Below are 21,559 nucleotides of genomic sequence, written 5' to 3'. Positions count from 1 at the left end.
ACTCCTTAATTTTTTGAACGTATAACGGCAAGATACTCTTGCACAGCGCGGTTGTGATCCTGCAACGTTGCAGTGAATTTATGGCCGCCATTGCCTGTTGCAACAAAGTAAAGATTATTTGAACTGTCCGGATGCATCGCCGCTTCAATCGCTTTCTTGCCTGGCAAGGCAATTGGTGTTGGCGGCAGGCCATTGATGGTATAGGTATTATACGGCGTTGGCGTGCGTAAATCCTGACGGGTAATATTGCCTGTATAGCTATCGCCCATGCCGTAAATCACCGTGGGGTCGGTCTGCAAGCGCATGCCTTGCTGCAAACGGCGGACAAAGACACCTGACACCTGCTCCAGTTCACTGTCTAAACTGGTCTCTTTTTCGACAATCGACGCCATAATCAGCGCTTCATACTTGTCTTTATACGGCAAGCCAGCTGCGCGGTTTTCCCAAGCCTGATCCAGGGTTTTCATTTGACGCGTATATAAATCTTTTAAAATTTTCTTATCCGACTCGCCCTTTGCAACAAAATAGGTATCCGGCGCAAATAACCCTTCAGGATGTGAATATGGAATATCTAAAGCTTTTAGAATCTGATCATAAGGCAGATTGCTGATGTCATGCGTCACCAGCGGATCTTTCTGCAGCGCATTGATCAGCTGTTTAAATGTCGTGCCTTCAATGACTAAAATCCGGTTCATCTGCGCATTTTCAACATTGGAAATCATCACCAGGACTTCACGTATGCTCATGCCTTCACGCACTTCATATACGCCCGCTTTTAAGGTATCGTGAATCATAAATTTCTGATACAGCTTCAGCACAATAGGAAAGCTGACTTTATCTTCTTTGGCTAAACGCTCAATAAAGCCCGAATAGGTATCGCCTGCACCAATGGCTAGCATCTGCTTTTTGCCTTCAATGGGATACTCTTTAAATAGGCTGGACCATAAAACAAAGCAAAGAATAATGGCAAAGGACAGCACCGTCAGCCACATAGCTTTCGGCGGCCTCTGCGGCTGCAGTTTTTTCTTTTTGGATTTAGGCTTAACTGAGGACATAATTTTAGCGGATTTGATTAAGTTTTAGGGTATGAAACAGTTCTGTACAGGCCTGAATATTCAGCGCTGCACCATTTAAGCTGAATGCTATTTTCATAGGATTCAATGCATTGCAAAAAAATACATTTTGGAAATCTGGCAGTTCATCCAGATCAATCTTGCGCTGTACACAGGCAATGCCATGCGCCTGCATGCGCGATAAAATTTCAGCGCGCATAACGCCATGCACACCATTATAGCGAAGTTCAGGCGTAATCCATGTATCGTTTATTCGAATAAAGCAATTACTGCTCACGCCTTCAACAATTAGGCCTTGCACATCCATCACCAGCGCTTCCGTCCATCCCTTCTGATCGGCCTCATGCTTCAGCATTACCTGCTCTAGACGGTTTAAGGATTTTAAGCCAGTCAAATTCGGCATCGTCAGGCCAATGGCCTGATCCAATATGCCGCTCGAAATGGTCTGATATTGAAAATCTGCAACATCTTGAGGGTAATAGAAAACCCAAACATCGGCGGGATGTTCCGGCAAGCTGTAGCCGCGCTGACCCTCTCCGCGGCTTAAAATAATTTTTAAAGTGCCTGACGCAGCTGGATCAGACTGGCGCATGATATTCAGCGTTTGCTCAATCAACTTCAAATCTGCCTGCAAATACAGCCGTTCATTGGCAATTTGCAAACGCGCCATATGCAGTTCATGCAGCTCGATGAATCCATTGCGCAGGCGCGCTGTGGTGAAACACCCGTCGCCGTAATGAAATGCGCGGTCCGATACTGAGACTTCATTGATTTCCTGCGCATTTTTAAAATATGGCATAACAAGCATCCCGAAAATGATGGTTTAGTTTAAGAATACTGCATAAAAATGAATAGCTTTTTTATTCATATCAAATTCGTTTCTTATTATTTTTTATACAAAACACTTCCCGCTATTCTTCGCTTAGTGAGCAGACATCATGCATAAATTAAAGTAAAGGATATCAAAAATGCGTTCATTAAAAATCGGGGTACTGGCCGCGCTAATTTCAGCGACATCATTCAGCGCACTGGCAAAAGACTTCTTAAACGTTTCATACGATCCAACACGCGAATTGTATGACAACTTCAATAAAGAATTCAGCGCATACTGGAAAAAAAGTACAGGACAAGACATCAATTTTAAACAGTCACACGGCGGCTCCGGCAAGCAAGCCCGCTCTGTCATTGACGGCCTTGATGCCGATGTAGTGACTTTAGCCTTGGCTGCAGATATTGATGAAATTGCGGAAAGAGGCCTGCTGCCTAAAGACTGGCAAAAGAAATTCCCGCAAAACTCTACACCGTACACATCGACCATTGTGTTCTTGGTGCGCAAAGGCAATCCAAAAGGCATTAAAGACTGGGGCGACTTAGTGAAACCAGGAGTAGAAATTATCACTCCGAACCCGAAAACGTCGGGCGGCGCACGCTGGAACTACTTAGCGGCATGGGCTTGGGCCAAGCATCAAGCAGGCGGCAGCGATGCCAAAGCGCAAGATTTTGTGCGTCAAATTTACAAACAAACCAAAGTGCTGGACTCCGGCGCGCGCGGCGCAACAACCACTTTTGCTGAACGCGGCATAGGCGACGTCTTGCTGGCTTGGGAAAATGAAGCCTTCTTGGCCGTGCGCGAACAGCCGGGCAAGTTTGAAATCATCACCCCGTCACTGTCTATTTTGGCTGAGCCGCCAGTCGCAGTTGTCGAAAAAAATGCCAAAAAGAACGGCAATGAGAACATCGCAAAAGCCTATTTGAATTATTTATATTCTCCAGCAGGCCAAACTGTAGCGGCCAACAACTTCTACCGTCCGCGCAATGCTGCCGTCGCCGCCAAGTACAAATCCGTATTCAAGCCGCTGAAATTGATCACCATTGATAAAGAGTTCGGCGGCTGGACAAAAGTACAAAGCAAGCACTTTGACAATAATGGCGTATTTGACCAGATCGTCAAAGCCAACAGTGTGAAATAAGCCCGTCTATAGCATAAAACTGAATTGATATATCGGCTATTACGCTATAGCCGATATATGCAGTGCATATCGGAATCAACTTATCTCATTTATTCATATAAAATTCATTTTTTATTATTTTTTATGCATAAAGAATGGCGCTATTCTGCACGCATGTTATAAAACATTCAGAATTTTGAGGTCCTTATGAGCATTTCAGCAAAATTGAAACTTGGGGTGTTAGCCGCAGTTGTCTCCACGATCTCTTTAGGCGCTGCAGCAAAAGACTTCCTGAACGTATCTTATGATCCAACTCGCGAATTATATGAAGACGTCAACAAGAATTTCAGCAAATACTGGGAAAGCCGTACAGGACAAAAAATTAATTTCAAACAGTCTCATGGCGGCTCCGGCAAGCAAGCGCGTTCAGTGATTGACGGTTTGGATGCCGATGTGGTCACGCTGGCTTTAGCCGCTGACATTGATGTGATTGCGGAAAAAGCGAAACTGCTCCCTGCAGACTGGCAAAAGAAACTGCCGCATAACTCTACGCCTTATACCTCGACCATTGTATTTTTAGTGCGCAAAGGCAATCCGAAAGGCATTAAAGACTGGGGCGACTTAGTGAAACCGGGTGTCGGCATCATTACGCCAAATCCTAAAACTTCGGGCGGCGCGCGCTGGAACTATTTAGCCGCATGGGCTTGGGCCAAGCATCAAGCCGGCGGCAACGATGCCAAAGCGCAAGAGTTTGTGCGCAAAATCTATAAAAACACCAAAGTGCTGGACTCCGGCGCACGCGGCTCAACAACCACTTTTGCTGAACGCGGGATAGGCGACGTCTTGCTGGCTTGGGAAAATGAAGCCTATCTCGCTATTCGTGAACAGCCGGGCAAGTTTGAAATTGTGACCCCGTCGTTATCTATTTTGGCTGAACCGCCTGTGGCGATTGTGGAAAAAAATGCGGAGAAAAAAGGCAGTCTTTACTTAGCCAAAGGCTACTTAAACTTCCTGTATTCACCGCGCGGCCAGCAAATTGCAGCGCAAAATTTTTACCGCCCGCGTGATGCCAAAACCTTGGCGCAATATGGAAAGATTTTCAAGCCCTTGAAGCTGGTGACCATTGATCAAGAATTTGGCGGCTGGAACAAAGTGCAAAAAACGCACTTTGAAAATGGCGGCATCTTTGACCAAATCGTAAAGGCGAACAGCGCGAAGTAATTTCCGCTTTTTCTGAATTAGGAGTATTGACATGACGCATACCGTAATCGTTCCAGGTGTAGGCGGCAGTGAACAGCATCACTGGCAGTCTTGGCTGCAGCGCCAGCTCATGTCATGCTCCCGCGTTCAGCAAGAAGACTGGAACCGCCCCGTACTGAACGACTGGATTGCGCAGTTTGTCAAAACTGTGGCGCCGATTCAGGATGATATCCAAATTGTGGCGCACAGCTTTGGCTGCCTTACCGCAGTTGCTGCGCTGGCAGAGCATCCAGAACTCAATAGCAAAATCAAAAAATTGATTTTGGTTGCACCTGCCAATCCAGCCCGTTTTGGCGCTGCAGGCTTTGCCCGCGACAGTCATAATGACTATGCGGCCTATTTCCATCAGCTTAAAATTCAAGTGCCCGCCACAATGATCATCAGTGAAAATGACCCTTGGCTGGCGTTTGATGATGCGCAGCTGCTGGCGAAGTCATGGAAGCTTAAACCCGTCAATGCGGGCTTGGCTGGACATATTAATGTGGCGTCGGGTTATGGCCCGTTTCCTGAAATTTTCAATTATTTAATTTCAGAAAAAGCAATGCCGCATATCAGCATTCCTGATGAGCGCAAGTATTTATTTAAATTTGCAATTTAATTGCTGCAATCTATGCTTGAACCGAAATTTAGTTTTTGTCTTTTACTGGCTGATATTCAGTCAGTTTTCTCTCTTTGAGGAGTAATCATGTCGCAGCGATCCCGAGTGCTGCCAGGATTTGGTCTGTCTTTAGGCTTTACCCTTGCGTATTTGTCATTAATCGTGCTGATTCCTTTATCTGCAGTTTTTATTAAATCGCTGGGTATAGGATGGGACGGTTTATGGGAAATTTTAAGTTCTGAGCGAATTTTAAAATCCCTTCAATTGAGCTTTAGCGCGGCAATTATTGCGGCTTTAGTCAATGTCGTTTTTGGCCTTCTGCTGGCATGGTGCCTAGTGCGCTATAACTTTCCAGGCAAACGGATTGTTGATGCTTTAGTAGATTTGCCTTTTGCTTTGCCGACAGCCGTTGCCGGTATTGCTTTAACATCGTTATATGCGCCGACGGGATGGATTGGTCAATATTTAGAGCCGATAGGCATTAAAGTGGCCTATACCCCGATTGGCATTACCCTTGCCTTGATTTTTATCGGCATTCCGTTTGTTGTGCGTACCGTGCAGCCTGTATTAAGTGATTTAGAAACTGAGCTTGAAGAAGCAGCATCAGCGTTGGGCGCAAACCGTTTTCAAATTGTGACTAAAATTATTTTACCTATTTTATTCCCAGCTCTACTGACAGGCTTTGCACTGGCATTTGCCCGGGGTGTAGGTGAATATGGTTCAGTCATCTTTATTGCCGGCAACCAGCCCTTTGAAACTGAAATTGCGCCTTTGATGATTATTTCCCGTCTGGAAGAATATGATTACGCAGGCGCAACCACTATTGCTGTCGTCATGCTGGTGATTTCATTTGCCATTCTGTTTCTCATTAACCTAATTCAAGCTTGGGCCAGCCGACGCACAGGGAGAACTGCACGATGAATACCAACAGCAATGCTTTAGCTGAAAAATTGCAATCGCGCGATGCAACCCGTGAACCGACCTGGATTCGCCGCCTGCTCATTGCCATTGCATTGATCTTCTTCATTAGCTGCTTAATGCTGCCCTTAGTCTTGGTCTTTGTGGAAGCATTTAAACAAGGTGTAGGGGTTTATTTCCAAGCTTTGGTGCATCCGGACACCTTATCTGCGGTAAAACTCACGCTATTGACAGCGGTGATTGCTGTTCCGCTGAACGTGGTCTTTGGTGTGGCTGCAGCATGGACAGTTGCCAAGTTCAATTTCCGCGGCAAGTCTATTCTGACCACCATTATTGATATGCCATTTTCAGTATCGCCAGTCATTGCCGGTTTAATGCTGGTGCTGATTTTTGGCACGCAAGGCTGGTTCGGCGGCTGGCTGATGGATCATGATATTAAAATCCTGTATGCGGTGCCTGCCATTGTTTTAGCGACCATCTTCATTACTGTGCCTTTTGTTGCGCGTGAATTGATTCCTTTAATGGAAGCGCAAGGCACAGAGGAAGAAGAAGCGGCAATTGTGCTGGGCGCCAATGGCTGGCAAACCTTTTGGAAAGTTACCCTGCCAAATATCAAATGGGGCTTAATTTACGGCGTAATCCTGTGCAATGCGCGCGCAATGGGTGAATTTGGCGCGGTATCAGTGGTTTCCGGCCACATCCGCGGTGAAACCAACACCCTGCCGCTGCACGTCGAAATCCTTTATAACGAATATACCTTCAGTGCCGCTTTTGCTGTTTCATCCCTCTTGGCATTGCTGGCGATTGTCACCCTCATTTTGAAAACATGGGTCGAAATCCGCCAAGAGAAACAAGACAAACGCAATGAAGATTCAACAGCTTCTTAAGGAATGACCTCATGAGTATTCAAGTAAAAAATATTGAAAAACACTTTGGTGCATTCCATGCGCTGAAAAATATCTCCCTCGATTTCCCAGACGGTCAATTGGTGGCTCTGCTGGGGCCATCGGGCTGCGGTAAAACAACACTGCTGCGCATTATTGCCGGCTTAGAATCTGCTGATGGCGGTCAAGTCATTTTAGAAGGTGAAGATGCAACCAATGTTCACGTGCGTGAACGTGAAGTGGGCTTTGTCTTCCAGCATTATGCCCTGTTCCGCCACATGACTGTGTTTGACAACATTGCATTTGGCCTGCGTGTACGTCCGCGTGCGACCCGCCCCAATGAAGCTGAAATTAAAAAGCGTGTAACGCGTTTGCTAGACCTGGTACAGCTTGGGTTCTTGGCAGACCGCTACCCTGCACAGCTTTCCGGCGGCCAGCGCCAGCGTATTGCCCTTGCACGCGCTTTGGCTGTAGAGCCTCGCGTATTGCTGCTGGATGAACCGTTTGGCGCGCTCGATGCCAAAGTGCGTAAAGAACTGCGCCGCTGGCTGCGCACTTTGCATGATGAACTGCACATCACCTCTATTTTTGTGACGCACGATCAGGAAGAAGCGCTTGAAGTCGCGGATCAGATCATTGTGATGAACAAAGGCAATGTTGAGCAAATCGGTTCACCGCGTGAAGTCTATGAAAAGCCTGCAACACCGTTTGTCTTTGACTTTTTAGGTCAAGCTAACCGTTTTGAAGGCCAAAACAGCAATGGCATCATCCACATCGGTGAAGACCGCATTCAATTGCCGCAAGCGCCAAATGCGCCGCAAGGCCCGGTCATTGCTTTTGCCCGTCCTGACGAATTGCGCATTCATGCGCAGCCGCAAGAAAATGCTATTCAAGCGACTTTTCTTCGTGAAATTTGGATTGCAGGCAAAGTATTGGCTGAACTGAATGACCGTCAAGGCAATCTCATTGAAATTTCACTGACACCCGATGAAGCAAAACTGCACCAATATCGCCCTAATCAAACGGTATGGCTCAGTGCATCTGCTTTGCATTTATTTGAAAACCAAGTCGCTTAAGGCGTTATGATGGGGCATGGCGCCCCATCGATTTTGAGGTATGCAGAAACATGAATTTCCAACAATTAAGAATTATTAGAGAAACCGTTAGACAGAACTTTAATTTAACTGAAGCTTCCGCTGCGCTGTACACCTCTCAATCCGGTGTCAGCAAGCATATTAAAGATTTAGAAGATGAATTAGGGGTTCAGCTGTTTATCCGCAAAGGCAAGCGCCTCTTGGGCTTAACTGAACCGGGGCAATCTCTGCTCGGCATTGTAGAGCGCATGCTGGTGGATGCAGAAAATATTAAACGCCTCGCCGATGATTTTAATAAAGTGGATGAAGGCACACTAACCATTGCCACAACGCATACCCAAGCGCGCTATGTCTTGCCGCCGATCGTCAATAAATTTAAAAAAGAATTTCCGAAAGTACATCTGATTTTGCAGCAGGCCAGCCCAGTTGAAATTACTGAAATGCTGCTTCAGGGTGAGGCGGATATTGGCATTGCCACCGAATCATTAACGGCGGAAGATAACCTGGCCAGTGTTCCCTTTTATACTTGGCAGCACAGCATTATCACCCCGCAAAACCACCCGCTGACCGCCAACAGCAACATTACCATTGAAGATTTATCTCATTATCCGATCATTACTTATCATGGCGGTTTCACGGGCCGTTCAAAAATTGATGAAGCCTTTGAAGAAGCCGGCTTTGATGTGGATATCGTGATGTCCGCTCTGGATGCCGATGTCATTAAAACCTATGTCGAGCTGAACATGGGCGTGGGCATTGTCAACAACGTCGCTTATGACGCGGAACGCGACTACCGCTTAAAGCAAATCCCTACGGATATTTTTGGCGTAAACACAACTTGGATTGCAGTTCGCAAAGGTCATCTGCTTCGCGGCTACGGCTATGAGTTTATTTCACTGTGTTCCCCAGACGCCGATATTAAAGCACTGAAAAAAGTGGCTTATCCAGACGATTGACAGGAAATATTTTTAAAAAAAAGAGGCTTAGGTCTCTTTTTTTATCGTAATTATTTGTAAACGCCTGCATAATAGCCACATAAAACAAGAAATAAACAGGCCAGCCATTTCAATGAAACCCGCCGCATATTTTGCATTTACGCCTCTATGTCTGGCCCTGCATACGCATGCTGCGGCTTTAGAACGTTCAGGGCAAAGCATTTTGCCCTTTCTTGAGCCTGGCAATTACACAGAATTCAGCTATGGCGCAGTTGAAGGCAATCTTAGCGGTGAAAATTCCAATAAAGAACAATTATCTCAGGCGCTGAATGTGACTGATTTTTCAACAGGCAACTTAATTGAAGGTTTTTTCTTTGTGCAAGGCGCTGTGAAATGGCAGCTGAATCCGCAAATATCCGCAGGACTGCTTTTTGACCAGCCCTATGGCATTAAACTCAACTACGACTATTCCCCTGAATCTATTCTTGGGCATGAGCAGTTAGAAGCAATCAACATTCAGCTTAAATCACGGAATATCACGGCACTGATGGGCTATCAGCCCACTGAACGCTGGAACGTTTATGGCGGTCTGGCTTATCAAAGTTTTGACGGACATTTAAGCCTTTTGGGACAAAGTTTTTATGTCTTCAATGGGTACAGCGTGGAACTGAAAAGCGATGATTCTGTTGGCTGGCTGACAGGCATCAGCTATCAAATTCCAGAAATCGCATTTCGCGCTAATCTTACATACCGTTCTGAAATCAATCATAAAAACCAGGCCGAGGAATCATTGCCGCTCTCCGGCAATACTGTTTCCGATACAACCAAAATCACCACACCGCAATCCGTTAATCTTGATTTTATGAGCGCAGTCAGCATGCATAACTTAATTTACGGTTCGGTCAGATGGGTCGACTGGTCAGACTTTAAAATTAAGCCAAATGGCTTTAATCAGATCATTCAGCCTTATCTCGCATATCTGCCGGCATTGGCTGACTTTAACTTAATTGATTATCAATCAGATCAATGGTCTGCCAAAATTGGAATCGCGCAAAAACTCAATGAACGCACCTTCGCCAGTTTAGAAACAGTCTGGGACAGCGGAAGTGACAACCCGGCTTCAACCATTAATCCGGCCAATGGCTACCATGGACTAGGCACCGGTTTTCGATATCAGTTCACGCCTAACAATTTTTTTTCTGGCGGCATCTATTATTTAAAATTTAGGCCCTCTAAAGCGAATAACAACACGATCACGCTCAACTCAATTTCGACCTTAGACCACAAAGAAGCATGGGCATACGGCATAAAAATCGGACATTATTTCTAACCCATGCTTAAATAAAAAAACGGGCCGAAGCCCGTTTTTTTATTTAAAGTGAAAATCTAAAAATTACCAGTGGTAACTTACGCCCAGTTTACCCACAGGCATCCATTGGTATTTATCATCATTGGCAATTTCACGCGCTTCGTTATCAACAGCATCTTGAGCGCTTGTTGGGTTTCCTGTAACAGGATCCAAGTTATATTGAGTTAATTTCACAGATGGATTACCAGTGTAGTATGCGCCAACTTCACCAAATACTCCCCAGTTTTTATTAATTTTAGGCGCCCAGCCAAAACCTAAATACGGTGCAATATCATTTTTATATGACATTTGACCGCGTACACCGCCTTGTCCGTCTGCTACGCTAGCGACTTGATAATTTTTACCATCAATTGATAGTGTTTCGCCCGGATTAATACGTTTTTCCAGATCATAATCATTATCTAAATAAGCAACGCCCGCTGCTACATAAACACCCTGCGCCCAACGGTTAGCGCTCGCTCCCCAAGGACGGATTTCAGCGTTTAAATAAACGTTGTTGTTTTCCATATCCAAGTCGTATTTTGTTCCATTAACAGATACATCATCTGTCCAAGAAACATCGCCGCCATTGTAGCCCAGCGCTAAACCTACGTATGGGTTTGCAGTCCAAAGCAAAGCACCGCCATAACCTGTTGTACCCGCTTCCAGACGCGCCCCTGTCGGAATTAATTGGTTTTGATCAAATGCATAGCCATCATGAACAACTGATGAATCTGCTGCTGCTGCGCCAGCTGCCGCCATAAGTGACGCTGCTAAAATTGTACGTAGAACTTTCATTGTGTTTCTCCTCAAATACAAACTTTTAGAAATTATTGATCATTTGCATGGTTCGCTTCGTCTTAGGGGAATATAAAGCAGTTATCGCTCATGGTTTATTCAAAAATTGCTTATTTTTTGTTATTTTTTGATACAATTCTAGCTGACTTGTTGATTATTAAAAATAATCCGTTCTATTTTTCAGCCGCATAAATGAATAACGCTGTTTTTCTCCTATTTTAATAATAAATTCCGATCTATCGTTTAATTTCCATCTATTTTTAACTCAATTTAGTGTAAAATCTAGGAAAATTTTTTTCTGGAAGGAAGATCATGTCTCAGCTTTCAACTATCATTGAACAAGCTTTTGAAGATCGTGCAAATTTCACTTCAGCAGACTGCCCTGCTGAAGTGCGTCAAGCAGTTGAGGAAGCAATTGCTGGCTTAGATAACGGCACATTGCGCGTTGCTGAAAAAATTGATGGCGACTGGGTTGTTCATCAATGGTTGAAAAAAGCAGTATTGTTATCTTTTAAAATTAACGACAACAAGCCTATCGAGTCATGTGACCTTCGCTTCTACGACAAAGTAGACACTAAATTCAACGGCTGGACTGAAGAACAGTTTAAAGCTGCCGGTGTACGCGTTGTGCCGCCAGCTGTTGCGCGCAAAGGTTCTTTCCAGGCGAAAGGCGTAATTTTAATGCCTTCTTATGTGAACATTGGCGCTTATGTTGATGAAGGCACAATGGTGGATACATGGGCAACTGTAGGTTCATGCGCTCAAATCGGTAAAAATGTACACTTGTCTGGCGGTGTAGGCATTGGCGGCGTACTTGAGCCGCTTCAAGCAAACCCGACAATCATTGAAGACAACTGCTTCATTGGCGCGCGTTCTGAAATCGTTGAAGGCGTAATCGTAGAAGAAGGTTCTGTGATTTCAATGGGCGTATTCATTGGCCAATCCACTAAGATTTTTGACCGTGCAACTGGCGAAATTCACTACGGCCGAGTTCCTGCCGGTTCTGTCGTTGTAGCGGGCAGCCTGCCTTCTAAATGCGGCACTTACAGCCTATACGCTGCAATTATCGTGAAAAAAGTGGATGCGCAAACACGTTCAAAAACAAGCTTAAACGACTTATTGCGCGACGACTGATTTCCGTCCATTTGATTTCGGAGTGAACACTCCTCATCTCTACGGCCAGCAATGACCGTAGAGATTTTATTTTTCTGCCTCTGGTTATTTTTTGTTATGAGCACTCTTCGATCTTCCGCTATTCCTGTTTCTGATCCGTCTGCGGGGCTGCGCATCACGGAGATTTTCTATTCATTGCAAGGTGAGGCCAATACTGCAGGCTTGCCGACTGTTTTTATCCGCTTAACGGGTTGCCCTTTACGCTGTACGTATTGCGACACGACCTACTCTTTTGAAGGCGGTGAACGCCAGTCATTAGACGACATCATTCAAACTGCGCTCGATTTTAAAACGCCTTTTATTTGCGTGACTGGCGGTGAGCCACTGGCGCAGCCGAATGCCCTGCCGCTGATGCAGCGCTTGGCGGATTTAGGTTGTGAAGTCTCTTTAGAAACCAGCGGCGCTTTAGATGTGTCTAAAGTAGACCCGCGCGTCTCTAAAGTTTTAGATTTAAAAACACCGGCCTCTGGCGAATCTGCACGAAATTTGCTTTCAAATATTGATTATTTAACTGAGCACGATCAAATTAAGTTTGTGATTTGCAACCGTGAAGACTACGAATGGTCTAAACAGCAAGTCCAACAGCTTAAATTGAACGAAAAAGCCGGCACCATTTGGTTCTCTCCTGCATTTGCAGTCGAAAAAGGTGCTGTACGCTTGCCTCAGCTTGCGCGTGATCTTGCGCAATGGATTTTAGAAGACCATCTCCCTGTTCGTTTCCAGCTGCAGCTGCATAAATTGCTGTGGAACGATGAAACTGGTCGTTAAGTTTTATAGATTTTTTGGAGAAAAACATGCGTCCTCGCGCGATTGTACTGTTATCTGGCGGCTTAGACTCAACCACTTGCCTCGCTTGGGCTCAATCACAGTATGAATGCATTGCTCTGAGCTTTATGTATGGCCAGCGCTCTACCACGGAGCTGGATGCAGCCCGTGCATTAACTGCAAAAGCGGGTGTAGAGCACCGTGTGATCAATATTGATTTAGGCAACCTTGGCGGTTCTGCATTAACAGATCATACAATTGATGTGCCTGATCATGAACAGGAAGGCATTCCTGTAACTTATGTTCCAGCGCGTAACACAATTTTCCTGTCTTATGCTCTGGCTGCAGCCGAAGTGTTTGGCGCAGAAGCCATTGTCATTGGCATCAATGCTGTTGATTATTCAGGCTATCCTGACTGCCGCCCTGAATTTATTGAAGCTTTTGCCAACATGGCGCGCCTTGCCACAAAAGTAGGCGTAGAAGGAAAACCTCTTAAGTTTGAAACACCTTTGTTACATTTATCCAAAGCAAATATCATTCGCTTAGGTATAGAACATGGCGTAGACTACAGTCAAACGGTGTCTTGCTATCAAGCAGATGACCAAGGTCGTGCTTGCGGTACATGCGACAGCTGCCGTCTGCGTAAACAAGGTTTTGCAGATGCAGGCGTTGAAGATCCGACACGTTACATACCGAAATAACAAGGTAGGGTTTATGAAAATTTTAAAATCAAACATTATTCTTTCTGCTGCAGTTTCTGCCGCAGCGCTGTTTGCTTCAGCAGCTCATGCTGACAATGAAAAGCTTCAGCAGGCCTATAAGAGCACTAACGTAAAATCTGCGTTAATTAATGTTTGTAAAGAAGAAACAGGCAAAGGTAAAAAATTGTCTGCCGCTGAAGTCAGCAAATACTGCTCTTGCGCAGTAGAAGCTGACGGCCGTTTAACCAATGCTCAAAAATGGGAAATCCAAAGTACCATTAACCAAAAGAAAAGCCCTGCAACTTTAGCTTTTGTACAAAAGCAAAATAAAGATTTGCAAGCATGTTTCGGCCCTCAGTTAACTGGCAAATTAAAAACCTTAACTGAAGAAGCAATGAAATCTGCACAAGCCGGCAAATAATTTACTGCTGCTGTAAAAAGCCTGCTTTGAGCAGGCTTTTTTATGGACTAAATTTAAGGAATGCTATGTCAAAATCGTGGCGAACGCCCCTGAAAGGCCAAAAATTCATTGCTTCATACAGCGGCGGCAAAGACAGCACATTAGCGCTGTATGCCGCACTGCAAACTGGTGAAGCGCTTGGACTGATCATTATGCTTGAAGAGCAAGGCTTGCGCTCCCGCTCACATGCAATGCCCTTAGATATTATCTATGCGCAGGCGCAATCGATAGGCCTGCCTATTTTAACGGCAAGCGCCAACTGGCAAGATTATGAAGCTGAATTTTTAAAACTGCTGGGCAAAGCGCAAGAGATGGGCGCCCAAACCTTAGTGACTGGCGATTTAGACCTGCCTGAACATGGGTGCTGGCATGAAAAAGTCGCCATGCAGGCTGGGCTGGAACTGCACATGCCGCTCTGGCAGCGGCCGCATTTAGAGGTTGTCCAGGAATTTATCCAGCATGGATTCCGCACCATCGTAACAACAGTCAATTTAACCCTTGGAATGACCGCAGATGATCTCGGGCAAACGCTAAGCTTAGACTATATCCAGGCTTTGCAGCGCAGAGGCATTGATCCTTGCGGCGAAGGCGGTGAATTTCATACCACCGTACTGGATGGCCCTCTATTTAAAAACCCGATCGCTGTACGCCAAGGGGAAATTCTGTATCATGATGATTATGCATTCTTAGCACTTGAATTAGAACATCAGTTAATATTTTGAAGGAATCTGTATGTCAGACATTACTTTACCAAATCAGGCATTTCCTGCTACAACAGGCGAAATCAACCTTGCTGAACTCCCAGCAGAATGGCTGATTGTGTATTTTTACCCCAAAGACTCGACCCCGGGCTGCACCACACAGGCTGTAGGCTTTTCATGTTTAAAAGATCAATTTGATGCGTTGAACACCACAATTATTGGCATTTCACGCGACTCTGTCAAAGCGCATCAAAACTTTACAGAAAAGCAGAACCTGACCATTAATTTGATCAGTGATAAAGAAGAAGTGCTGTGCAATCATTTTGATGTGATTAAAGAAAAAAATATGTATGGCAAAAAAGTCATGGGCATTGAACGCTCAACGTTCATTTTCCACAACGGCAAACTGGTGAAGGAATACCGCAAAGTCAAAGCTGCTGGCCATGCAGAGCAAGTTTTAGAAGATATTAAAGCGCTGCAAGCCTAATATCTTCACACATTAAAGCCCGGTCTTCGGGCTTTTTATGCATTGAACAGCAATGAAACTGCAATTCCCCACATCACCAAGGCAATCATGCCATCCAGAAAATGCCATGCTTTCGGGTTTTCAAATACAGGAATCAAAACCCGTGCCCCATAGCCCAATGCGAAGAAAAACAGCCACGATGCAGAGATTGCGCCCAGCGCAAAATAGGCTTGATCAGCAAACTGCGTAGAAAGCGAACCCAGCAGAATCACAGTATCCAAATACACATGCGGATTCAGCCACGTCAACGCCAGGCACATCAGCAAAGTTTGAGTCAAACTGCTGGCACTGTTTGCACTCAGCTGTATGGCAGATGCAGATTGAAGCGCTTGCACCGCGTGCTGAAAACCATACCAAAACAAAAAAAGCGCCCCGCCCCATTTAGCGAATTGAATAATTTGCGGATAGTGCAGCAATACCGCTGAAAAGCCTGCCACGCCCAAAAGAATAAGCAGAGAGTCTGAAAGTGCACATGCAAAGCACACCCAAAATACGTGCTGCCGCTTCAGCCCTTGCTTCAAAATAAAAGCGTTCTGCGCGCCAATGGCAATAATTAAGCTGAAGCCCACAGCCAGCCCTTGCAAATATGTATTCAGCATTGCGTTACCGCATCAAAAAAATTGATGCATTATCTATTCTTATGAACAAAATTAAGTATTATTTAATAAATATCAACTTAGCTAAATTTTATTAAGTTAATTGCGAGATGCATCATGCTCAATCATAAACAGTGCGACGCATTTCTTGCGGTTGCAGAAGCAGGAAGTTTTGACCTCGCCGCAGAAAGCCTCTGCATTACGGCCTCAGCGGTCACGCTGCGGATACAAAGTCTCGAAAAAACGCTGGGCCAAGTTCTGATTCTGCGTGAACGCCCCTGCAGAACAACGCAAGCCGGCCAGTCACTGCTTCACTATTTACAGCACAGCCGTTTGCTTGAACAAAATTTCATTCAAACCCTCACTGGACAAACCGCTTCATTTCATCAGGTCAATATCGCCGCCAATGCAGATTCTCTGGCGACCTGGCTCTTGCCCTTGCTCAAGCCTGCCTTGATCGAACACAAAATTACCGTGCATTTTCACGTAGATGATCAATCTAAAACCCATCATTTGCTGGAAGCAGGCCTAGTCAATGCCTGTGTCACACAAGAATCTCAGGCAATGAAAGGCTGCATTGCTGAATACCTAGGCAGCATGAGCTACCGCTTTGTTGCTGCGCCTGAATTTGCGCAGCAATGGTTTACTAAGGGAGTGAGCCGCGATGCGCTCCGCCATGCGCCGGCGCTGATTTTCAATGCTAAAGACCAGATGCATACAGCCACCATTCAGCAACGGTTTGGACTCAATCCATCGCAATATCCGCATTATTTTATTCCATCTTCAAGCGCATTTTTCGATGCGGTCACAATGGGCCTAGGCTATGGATGGCTGCCGGATTATCAAGCTGGGCCGTATTTAAAAGAGCACAAATTAGTCGAGGTTGCACCTGAACTGCGTATAGAGCTTCCGCTTTTTTGGCATCACTGGAAGCAGCAGTCTGAAGTGCTGGAACAGTTAAGCGGCTTGCTTCTGGCTCAGGCGGGCCTGATCATGAATAATCCGCTGTATTAAATTGCGGGCAGCTGAGATGGATTCAGCGGCATTGAACAGCCAATGCTACTTTAACTGCCATTGGCCAGTCAGCTTAATATCGACCTTTTCCCCAACGCCGCCATAGGATCTTTTCATGCCGAAATCACTGCGGTTGATGTAGCCAACCGCATAAACATCCAGCAATTTAGAATTAGAAGCATTCGGTTTAAGCACTGCATCGAAAGTCACAGGCTTGGTGATGCCGCGTAAAGTCAATTCCCCTTGCACATTAAAGCGGTCTGGATCCTGCGGTACAAATTCCGTGCTCTTAAACGTTACAGTTTTATATTGAGCGGAATTGAAAAAATCCTCCCCCATGATCATGGGTTTTAACGCAGGATGGTTGAACCTTAAACTATTGGCGGGCAAAATCACAATAACAGAGGCGTTTTGCGGTGTATGAATATCAAAATACAGCCGATTTTGTGACTGATTGGAAACACCTTTTACCGCCGAAAGCCCCATTGCTTTAATATCAAAGCTGATACTGCTCGAATCCGTCAATATCCAATTTTGTGCATGCAGCTGCGTTAGCAGGCTGGCCGCAGCTATCCCTGCCATTAGCCGCCGCATCAGTTTTATGACTTCCATTTCATGCTCCGTCTAACAGTATTCAGCCTGTTAGCCCTGTAATGCTTCACTCATCTACTCCAATCTAAAATACCGAACATCAGCTTAAATTGCTTTTATCGTCAGTCAAAAATTTGTGTTGCAATTGTAGATAAATCTCTGTTTCTTTAAATTTGTGTAAAAACTCGCTGGTGCCTAAAGGAAAGGCCGATTCCATAATTTCACCCCGGTAATAGGCTTCACGCACAGGCGTTGCGGACATTGACCCTTGCAGGCTGTCCAGCTCAACCATTTCCCATTCTGGAAAGAACTTTAAATAATATGAAGTATGATCTTTAAAATGCCCAATTAAGCCAATGCGGTCTTCTGGCTGGGTAATTTCAGCAACCAAAGATTTGACCAGTTTTTGCCACTTTTCATCGTTATAAACATCAATCACAGGCACAAATTTAATTCGCTGCTGATCCGCTTCAGAAAAGTTGGATAAGATCATTTGTATCCGCTCTTCTGCTGTGAACGGATTTTTGATATTGCGCTCATTCTGCGCAGACCCCAGCGCTAAAATAACGTAATGGCTCTGCTGTAGCGCAATATGAATCGTTTGCATATGCGCTAAATGAAAAGGCTGAAAACGGCCAATGAATACCAAGTAATCAAATTTATAGTTCATAGCAAGATCATCGTTTTTTATGAACTCATGAGTTGTGCCGGCAAGCTGAAAATGCGACATAATGAGCCCATAAAACTTGAATTAATTGAAAGCAAGGATAGTACGATGACACTGAGCTGTATTCAACAACCTCATGAACATTTGAATGCGAATTTAGAAAATGGTGTGCTGACATTAGCCATTAACCGCCCTGAAGCAAAGAATGCTTTGTATACAGAGCTGTATTTAAAAATTGCACAGGCTTTAGATGAAGCGGATCTGGACAATCGCGTTCGTGCTGTCATATTGCGTGGTGAAAATGCAGACTTTACTGCAGGCAATGACATGCAGGATTTCATGAAATCTGCAGCGCAAAAAGGCCAAGCTCCGGCATCTCAAGGCGCTCCGTTTATTTTGCTCAAATCTGCGGCAAAATTCTCTAAGCCGCTGATTGCCGCTGTACGCGGTGTGGCGATTGGTATTGGGGTAACAATCCTGTTGCATTGCGACTTAGTTTATAGCGACAACACTGCCCTATTCCAAATTCCATTTGTCAGCCTTGGCTTATCTCCAGAAGGCGCTTCAAGCAAATTGTTAGTTGAACAGGCAGGCTACCACAAAGCTGCTGAATTACTGCTGACCGCTCAGAAGTTTGACAGTGCAACGGCGGTTTCTGCAAACCTTGTCAACAGTATTGAAGATGATGTGTATGCAGCGGCTGCCAAAAAAGCAGCGCAACTGTCTGCTTTGCCTTTAGCCTCTTTGGTGCAGTCTAAAGCGTTGATGAAGCACAATGTGAATGACATTGTGGCTTGGATTGATCATGAAGCTGAAATTTTCATGGATCGTGTCGGCTCTCCAGAAATGATGGAAGCCGTGGCTGCGTTTATGCAAAAACGCAAACCAGACTTTTCTCAGTTCAACTGACCTTTAATTGTTGAATGACTAAAAAAACCACTGTGTAATAATTAACACAGTGGTTTTTTTATTTTCAATCCCAACATATTTTAAAAACTCATTCGGAAAACTTCTTATGACAAACACTAATGATAAAAAGCGATACTTTGAGCCTGCGCCACAAGACATCGATGTCGAAAATTTTAAGAAAGTTATTCAAAGCCGCCGTTCAGTGCGCAAATTTACCAAGAAAGAAATTCCAGCTGAAGTGCTGGATGGCTGTTTAGACTTGGCACTGCTTGCGCCAAACTCATCTAACTTGCAGCCTTGGACTTTTTATGTGGTGCAAAACCCGGCTAAGAAAAAACAGCTGGTCAAAGCCTGCTTAGGACAGCTTGCTGCAAAAACTGCGTCCGAACTGATCGTGTGTGTCGCGCGTACAGACCGCAATGATGAAATGGCAAAACGCAACATTACCGAGTTCCCTTTTCCTGAAGCGCCTGCGGCTGTACAGAAATATTACAAGTTCATTCCTTATAACTATAAGACTGGTTACTTAAACGCACTGGGTAACTTTAAGAAAGTTGCTTTTAAAATTGCACGTAGCTTAGATAAACAACTGCCTGTGACTGCTTTTAATCAAGCTGATGCTAAGCTTTGGGCAAGTAAAACCACAGCTTTAGCTTGCGAGAATCTAGTCTTAGCTTTACGTGCTTATGGTTTTGATAGCTGTATGATGGAAGGTTTTGATGAGCCTTTGGTGCGTAAACTGTTAAATCTGAATGATCAACAATACCCTGTGATGGTAATTGGTGCAGGTGAGCGTGCAGAAGACGGTGTGTTTTTCCCGCAGTATCGTTTTGACCGTGAGCTATTTATTCAGAAGGTTTAATATTGACTTTCTCAATGGAATCTTTTCATTAAAGTTTTAATTTCAGGATTAACCTTCGGTTCGACCTACTTTTCTTTCGGGAAAAGTAGGCAAAACCATTGTCATTCGCAAAACTCGTTCTATTCCGCCTTTTATCAATTTAGTCGCAGAAACTTTATCTGATAAATTAAGTCCTGCCTCAAACAGTTGCGAATGACGTTAACGTGCATCAAATATATTTTTAGATTCACCATTAAAGAATATCGACAATTTGAATAAACTCAAAAGCGGGCTCCTCATAGGGATGGCTTAATGTTAAAGCCTTTGCCACAGCAGAAGCTTTTTCCTCTGGAACGATGGTTTCCACCCGCCACTCTGGAATTTTCTCCAAAGCATCCAACTCACCTATAAACGGATTTGCTCCTTTTACAGGTTTAAACTGGCCGGTACCTAAAACTTGCCAAGCACAGTGTTCATAGTTTCCTATACCACCTGCCCCTGCTTCAAAAATGGCAAGTTTGGTGGTTTCAAGGTGAGATTCGGGGACGTAGTAAATTAGTTTGAGCATTGAATTATTTTAAAATATAGAGATATGATTGTTAATTATAAATTCAAATAGTCATTATGAATAACCATCCATTACTTCAATATATTTCAACCACCTCAAAACATCTATTATGGCAGTTTGGAAATAGTGGAACATTTGGCATATCCGAAGCTTTAAGAAGCTCTGCCAACGAAATTTATTTGCAATCAAAACTTGCAAATGAAGGCTTGTATTATCTACAAGTCAAAACATTTCTTGAGACATTAGAATTAGATGAAAAGGATATTGAAAAATTTATGGCTGATAACCCTAATCACCAAAGATTAGGGTTTGAAATATTCAAAATACTTCAAAATACAATGTTGGAGGATCAAGCAAAAATGCTAGCTAAAGCTTTCCAACTTTTAGCCCAAGAACAAATATTCAAACAAGAATTTGATAAATATACCTATATTATTACTAAATTAAATAACTACTTAATTATTTTAATTAAAGAACTATATAACTCTTCCAGAGACACCGACCAATCTAAATTCTATTTTCCAAGCCCCAATATGGACTTGATTAGTTTTGAATTTTTAGAAGAAATTGAAAATAATCAAAAATTTACTACAAAATCTAATTATCAAAGAACACAGTTTTTCTATTATTTTTATGAAAACATTTTCAAAGACTAAGTACAATCACATGACTAGCGACATGGATGTCGCACGTTAGACTGTGGGACAGGACGTCTCATCAGTCTAACAAAAGGGTTTTGTTACTTTTGCCCAATCAAAAGTAAAAATAAAATTCTTATAAAGAAAAAAACCGCCTCACGGCGGTTTTTTAATTCTCAAAATTACATCTGCAATGCATAACCCAAAATCAAAAAGATCAATTGCAAACTCAAAATCACAGCAAACAACTTCCATCCTTTTTTACGCAACGCAGACTTATCGACTGCTTCATATGTCACTGTTTTAATCATGTCATCACCTCATACATGAGTGTTGGTACTGAAATTGTTTAGTGATCCGTCTTTCTTTTATTTTACATAATATTTGTGCATTTATTACACAATAGCACGTTCACATCAATATAAAAGCAAAATCTAAACCAACTTCAGCGGGAGAAATAAAATTAAAAGCAAAAAACTGCATAAACAAAAAACCACCCGAAGGTGGTTTAAAAACGTTGGCGATTATATGAGTAAAATCAAACATTCACAA

The 21,559-nt window shown here is 44.0% G+C and carries 26 protein-coding genes; 18 read left to right on the top strand and 8 right to left on the bottom strand.

Going from position 1 to position 21,559, the window contains the following annotated elements; all coding sequences use genetic code 11:
- Positions 1–5: 5 nt before the first annotated feature.
- Positions 6–1,055 carry an endolytic transglycosylase MltG gene (gene mltG / locus JZ784_RS08760; protein ID WP_346314583.1) on the bottom strand — a complete coding sequence of 350 codons (1,050 nt, stop codon included), beginning with the start codon at positions 1,053–1,055 and terminating at the stop codon, positions 6–8.
- Between the two features lie 4 nt (positions 1,056–1,059).
- On the bottom strand, positions 1,060–1,872 hold the full coding sequence (gene pabC / locus JZ784_RS08755) for an aminodeoxychorismate lyase (protein WP_346314582.1): 813 nt from the start codon (positions 1,870–1,872) through the stop codon (positions 1,060–1,062).
- Between the two features lie 169 nt (positions 1,873–2,041).
- On the opposite strand from pabC, the gene JZ784_RS08750 reads away from it, so the two are divergent.
- The 8 genes from JZ784_RS08750 (at position 2,042) to JZ784_RS08715 (ending at position 10,041) form a co-directional block, all read left to right on the top strand.
- Positions 2,042–3,043 (top strand): sulfate ABC transporter substrate-binding protein, encoded by a 1,002-nt coding sequence (locus JZ784_RS08750; RefSeq protein WP_346314581.1) that lies wholly within the window; start codon positions 2,042–2,044, stop codon positions 3,041–3,043.
- A gap of 186 nt (positions 3,044–3,229) precedes the next feature.
- Positions 3,230–4,243 (top strand): sulfate ABC transporter substrate-binding protein, encoded by a 1,014-nt coding sequence (locus JZ784_RS08745; protein ID WP_346314580.1) that lies wholly within the window; start codon positions 3,230–3,232, stop codon positions 4,241–4,243.
- Between the two features lie 31 nt (positions 4,244–4,274).
- Complete coding sequence (locus JZ784_RS08740; RefSeq protein ID WP_346314579.1) at positions 4,275–4,880, top strand: alpha/beta hydrolase; 606 nt, start codon at positions 4,275–4,277, stop codon at positions 4,878–4,880.
- A gap of 87 nt (positions 4,881–4,967) precedes the next feature.
- A complete protein-coding gene (cysT, locus tag JZ784_RS08735; protein WP_005008737.1) occupies positions 4,968–5,801 on the top strand; it encodes a sulfate ABC transporter permease subunit CysT in 834 nt (277 codons plus the stop codon).
- Complete coding sequence (cysW, locus tag JZ784_RS08730; protein ID WP_346314578.1) at positions 5,798–6,685, top strand: sulfate ABC transporter permease subunit CysW; 888 nt, start codon at positions 5,798–5,800, stop codon at positions 6,683–6,685. Before cysT ends, cysW begins: the two co-directional genes overlap by 4 nt.
- A gap of 11 nt (positions 6,686–6,696) precedes the next feature.
- Positions 6,697–7,758 (top strand): sulfate ABC transporter ATP-binding protein, encoded by a 1,062-nt coding sequence (locus tag JZ784_RS08725; protein ID WP_005008732.1) that lies wholly within the window; start codon positions 6,697–6,699, stop codon positions 7,756–7,758.
- Positions 7,759–7,808: 50 nt separating this feature from the next.
- Positions 7,809–8,732, top strand: coding sequence for a CysB family HTH-type transcriptional regulator (locus JZ784_RS08720; RefSeq protein WP_005008730.1), 924 nt, complete (start codon positions 7,809–7,811; stop codon positions 8,730–8,732).
- Between the two features lie 112 nt (positions 8,733–8,844).
- Positions 8,845–10,041, top strand: a complete 1,197-nt coding sequence (locus JZ784_RS08715) for an outer membrane protein transport protein (protein ID WP_346314577.1) — start codon at positions 8,845–8,847, stop codon at positions 10,039–10,041.
- 63 nt (positions 10,042–10,104) lie between these two features.
- Here the strand turns inward: JZ784_RS08715 and carO are convergent, their stop codons facing one another.
- Positions 10,105–10,857, bottom strand: a complete 753-nt coding sequence (carO, locus tag JZ784_RS08710) for an ornithine uptake porin CarO type 1 (RefSeq protein ID WP_005008726.1) — start codon at positions 10,855–10,857, stop codon at positions 10,105–10,107.
- A 312-nt stretch (positions 10,858–11,169) separates the two neighbouring features.
- On the opposite strand from carO, the gene dapD reads away from it, so the two are divergent.
- From dapD to JZ784_RS08680, 6 genes are all read left to right on the top strand, one after another.
- A complete protein-coding gene (gene dapD / locus JZ784_RS08705; RefSeq protein ID WP_005008724.1) occupies positions 11,170–11,991 on the top strand; it encodes a 2,3,4,5-tetrahydropyridine-2,6-dicarboxylate N-succinyltransferase in 822 nt (273 codons plus the stop codon).
- A 96-nt stretch (positions 11,992–12,087) separates the two neighbouring features.
- Positions 12,088–12,798 carry a 7-carboxy-7-deazaguanine synthase QueE gene (gene queE / locus JZ784_RS08700; RefSeq protein ID WP_346314576.1) on the top strand — a complete coding sequence of 237 codons (711 nt, stop codon included), beginning with the start codon at positions 12,088–12,090 and terminating at the stop codon, positions 12,796–12,798.
- Positions 12,799–12,824: 26 nt separating this feature from the next.
- Complete coding sequence (gene queC, locus JZ784_RS08695) at positions 12,825–13,496, top strand: 7-cyano-7-deazaguanine synthase QueC (RefSeq protein ID WP_005008717.1); 672 nt, start codon at positions 12,825–12,827, stop codon at positions 13,494–13,496.
- Positions 13,497–13,509: 13 nt separating this feature from the next.
- Positions 13,510–13,917 (top strand): hypothetical protein, encoded by a 408-nt coding sequence (locus JZ784_RS08690; protein WP_005008715.1) that lies wholly within the window; start codon positions 13,510–13,512, stop codon positions 13,915–13,917.
- 65 nt (positions 13,918–13,982) lie between these two features.
- Positions 13,983–14,678, top strand: coding sequence for a diphthine--ammonia ligase (locus JZ784_RS08685; protein ID WP_346314575.1), 696 nt, complete (start codon positions 13,983–13,985; stop codon positions 14,676–14,678).
- A 10-nt stretch (positions 14,679–14,688) separates the two neighbouring features.
- A complete protein-coding gene (locus tag JZ784_RS08680; protein ID WP_346314574.1) occupies positions 14,689–15,144 on the top strand; it encodes a peroxiredoxin in 456 nt (151 codons plus the stop codon).
- A 35-nt stretch (positions 15,145–15,179) separates the two neighbouring features.
- On the opposite strand, the gene JZ784_RS08675 is transcribed toward JZ784_RS08680, so the two are convergent.
- Positions 15,180–15,782, bottom strand: a complete 603-nt coding sequence (locus tag JZ784_RS08675) for a LysE/ArgO family amino acid transporter (RefSeq protein ID WP_346314573.1) — start codon at positions 15,780–15,782, stop codon at positions 15,180–15,182.
- Between the two features lie 114 nt (positions 15,783–15,896).
- Here JZ784_RS08675 and JZ784_RS08670 point away from each other — a divergent pair, with 114 nt between their 5' ends.
- Positions 15,897–16,793 (top strand): LysR family transcriptional regulator ArgP, encoded by an 897-nt coding sequence (locus JZ784_RS08670; protein ID WP_346314572.1) that lies wholly within the window; start codon positions 15,897–15,899, stop codon positions 16,791–16,793.
- A gap of 45 nt (positions 16,794–16,838) precedes the next feature.
- Here the strand turns inward: JZ784_RS08670 and JZ784_RS08665 are convergent, their stop codons facing one another.
- Both JZ784_RS08665 and JZ784_RS08660 read right to left on the bottom strand, forming a co-directional pair.
- Positions 16,839–17,375, bottom strand: a complete 537-nt coding sequence (locus tag JZ784_RS08665; protein WP_346314571.1) for a YceI family protein — start codon at positions 17,373–17,375, stop codon at positions 16,839–16,841.
- A gap of 109 nt (positions 17,376–17,484) precedes the next feature.
- Positions 17,485–18,054, bottom strand: coding sequence for a nicotinate-nicotinamide nucleotide adenylyltransferase (locus JZ784_RS08660; RefSeq protein WP_346314570.1), 570 nt, complete (start codon positions 18,052–18,054; stop codon positions 17,485–17,487).
- A gap of 105 nt (positions 18,055–18,159) precedes the next feature.
- Between JZ784_RS08660 and JZ784_RS08655 the strand changes: the two genes are divergently transcribed.
- Both JZ784_RS08655 and JZ784_RS08650 read left to right on the top strand, forming a co-directional pair.
- Entirely contained in the window at positions 18,160–18,960 is an 801-nt protein-coding gene (locus JZ784_RS08655; protein ID WP_346314569.1) for an enoyl-CoA hydratase-related protein, read from the top strand.
- Between the two features lie 106 nt (positions 18,961–19,066).
- Complete coding sequence (locus tag JZ784_RS08650; RefSeq protein ID WP_346314568.1) at positions 19,067–19,822, top strand: nitroreductase family protein; 756 nt, start codon at positions 19,067–19,069, stop codon at positions 19,820–19,822.
- Between the two features lie 232 nt (positions 19,823–20,054).
- Here JZ784_RS08650 and JZ784_RS08645 read toward each other — a convergent pair whose 3' ends face one another.
- Positions 20,055–20,369: an NGG1p interacting factor NIF3 gene (locus JZ784_RS08645; RefSeq protein ID WP_346314567.1), complete on the bottom strand. Its 315-nt coding sequence runs from the start codon at positions 20,367–20,369 to the stop codon at positions 20,055–20,057.
- 56 nt (positions 20,370–20,425) lie between these two features.
- Here JZ784_RS08645 and JZ784_RS08640 point away from each other — a divergent pair, with 56 nt between their 5' ends.
- Positions 20,426–21,025, top strand: a complete 600-nt coding sequence (locus tag JZ784_RS08640) for a hypothetical protein (RefSeq protein WP_346314566.1) — start codon at positions 20,426–20,428, stop codon at positions 21,023–21,025.
- A gap of 164 nt (positions 21,026–21,189) precedes the next feature.
- Here the strand turns inward: JZ784_RS08640 and JZ784_RS08635 are convergent, their stop codons facing one another.
- The gene (locus JZ784_RS08635) at positions 21,190–21,318 is read right to left on the bottom strand and encodes a KGW motif small protein (RefSeq protein ID WP_004693854.1); all 129 of its coding nucleotides are present in this window, start codon (positions 21,316–21,318) and stop codon (positions 21,190–21,192) included.
- Between the last annotated feature and the right edge of the window lie 241 nt (positions 21,319–21,559).

The sequence above is a fragment of the Acinetobacter sp. CWB-B33 genome, assembly GCF_039655955.1.
In the GTDB taxonomy this organism is placed as follows: domain Bacteria; phylum Pseudomonadota; class Gammaproteobacteria; order Pseudomonadales; family Moraxellaceae; genus Acinetobacter; species Acinetobacter bouvetii.
The sequence above is the reverse complement of the archived record's forward strand: the minus strand, read 5'-3'. Positions and strand labels throughout refer to the sequence as shown.

What these genes read in the sequence shown, in the direction of transcription:
- mltG (WP_346314583.1), bottom strand. Translation starts at nt 1,055, where the DNA reads ATGTCCTCAGTTAAGCCTAAATCCAAAAAGAAAAAACTGCAGCCGCAG.
- pabC (WP_346314582.1), bottom strand. Translation starts at nt 1,872, where the DNA reads ATGCCATATTTTAAAAATGCGCAGGAAATCAATGAAGTCTCAGTATCG.
- JZ784_RS08750 (WP_346314581.1), top strand. Translation starts at nt 2,042, where the DNA reads ATGCGTTCATTAAAAATCGGGGTACTGGCCGCGCTAATTTCAGCGACA.
- JZ784_RS08745 (WP_346314580.1), top strand. Translation starts at nt 3,230, where the DNA reads ATGAGCATTTCAGCAAAATTGAAACTTGGGGTGTTAGCCGCAGTTGTC.
- JZ784_RS08740 (WP_346314579.1), top strand. Translation starts at nt 4,275, where the DNA reads ATGACGCATACCGTAATCGTTCCAGGTGTAGGCGGCAGTGAACAGCAT.
- cysT (WP_005008737.1), top strand. Translation starts at nt 4,968, where the DNA reads ATGTCGCAGCGATCCCGAGTGCTGCCAGGATTTGGTCTGTCTTTAGGC.
- cysW (WP_346314578.1), top strand. Translation starts at nt 5,798, where the DNA reads ATGAATACCAACAGCAATGCTTTAGCTGAAAAATTGCAATCGCGCGAT.
- JZ784_RS08725 (WP_005008732.1), top strand. Translation starts at nt 6,697, where the DNA reads ATGAGTATTCAAGTAAAAAATATTGAAAAACACTTTGGTGCATTCCAT.
- JZ784_RS08720 (WP_005008730.1), top strand. Translation starts at nt 7,809, where the DNA reads ATGAATTTCCAACAATTAAGAATTATTAGAGAAACCGTTAGACAGAAC.
- JZ784_RS08715 (WP_346314577.1), top strand. Translation starts at nt 8,845, where the DNA reads ATGAAACCCGCCGCATATTTTGCATTTACGCCTCTATGTCTGGCCCTG.
- carO (WP_005008726.1), bottom strand. Translation starts at nt 10,857, where the DNA reads ATGAAAGTTCTACGTACAATTTTAGCAGCGTCACTTATGGCGGCAGCT.
- dapD (WP_005008724.1), top strand. Translation starts at nt 11,170, where the DNA reads ATGTCTCAGCTTTCAACTATCATTGAACAAGCTTTTGAAGATCGTGCA.
- queE (WP_346314576.1), top strand. Translation starts at nt 12,088, where the DNA reads ATGAGCACTCTTCGATCTTCCGCTATTCCTGTTTCTGATCCGTCTGCG.
- queC (WP_005008717.1), top strand. Translation starts at nt 12,825, where the DNA reads ATGCGTCCTCGCGCGATTGTACTGTTATCTGGCGGCTTAGACTCAACC.
- JZ784_RS08690 (WP_005008715.1), top strand. Translation starts at nt 13,510, where the DNA reads ATGAAAATTTTAAAATCAAACATTATTCTTTCTGCTGCAGTTTCTGCC.
- JZ784_RS08685 (WP_346314575.1), top strand. Translation starts at nt 13,983, where the DNA reads ATGTCAAAATCGTGGCGAACGCCCCTGAAAGGCCAAAAATTCATTGCT.
- JZ784_RS08680 (WP_346314574.1), top strand. Translation starts at nt 14,689, where the DNA reads ATGTCAGACATTACTTTACCAAATCAGGCATTTCCTGCTACAACAGGC.
- JZ784_RS08675 (WP_346314573.1), bottom strand. Translation starts at nt 15,782, where the DNA reads ATGCTGAATACATATTTGCAAGGGCTGGCTGTGGGCTTCAGCTTAATT.
- JZ784_RS08670 (WP_346314572.1), top strand. Translation starts at nt 15,897, where the DNA reads ATGCTCAATCATAAACAGTGCGACGCATTTCTTGCGGTTGCAGAAGCA.
- JZ784_RS08665 (WP_346314571.1), bottom strand. Translation starts at nt 17,375, where the DNA reads ATGGCAGGGATAGCTGCGGCCAGCCTGCTAACGCAGCTGCATGCACAA.
- JZ784_RS08660 (WP_346314570.1), bottom strand. Translation starts at nt 18,054, where the DNA reads ATGAACTATAAATTTGATTACTTGGTATTCATTGGCCGTTTTCAGCCT.
- JZ784_RS08655 (WP_346314569.1), top strand. Translation starts at nt 18,160, where the DNA reads ATGACACTGAGCTGTATTCAACAACCTCATGAACATTTGAATGCGAAT.
- JZ784_RS08650 (WP_346314568.1), top strand. Translation starts at nt 19,067, where the DNA reads ATGACAAACACTAATGATAAAAAGCGATACTTTGAGCCTGCGCCACAA.
- JZ784_RS08645 (WP_346314567.1), bottom strand. Translation starts at nt 20,369, where the DNA reads ATGCTCAAACTAATTTACTACGTCCCCGAATCTCACCTTGAAACCACC.
- JZ784_RS08640 (WP_346314566.1), top strand. Translation starts at nt 20,426, where the DNA reads ATGAATAACCATCCATTACTTCAATATATTTCAACCACCTCAAAACAT.
- JZ784_RS08635 (WP_004693854.1), bottom strand. Translation starts at nt 21,318, where the DNA reads ATGATTAAAACAGTGACATATGAAGCAGTCGATAAGTCTGCGTTGCGT.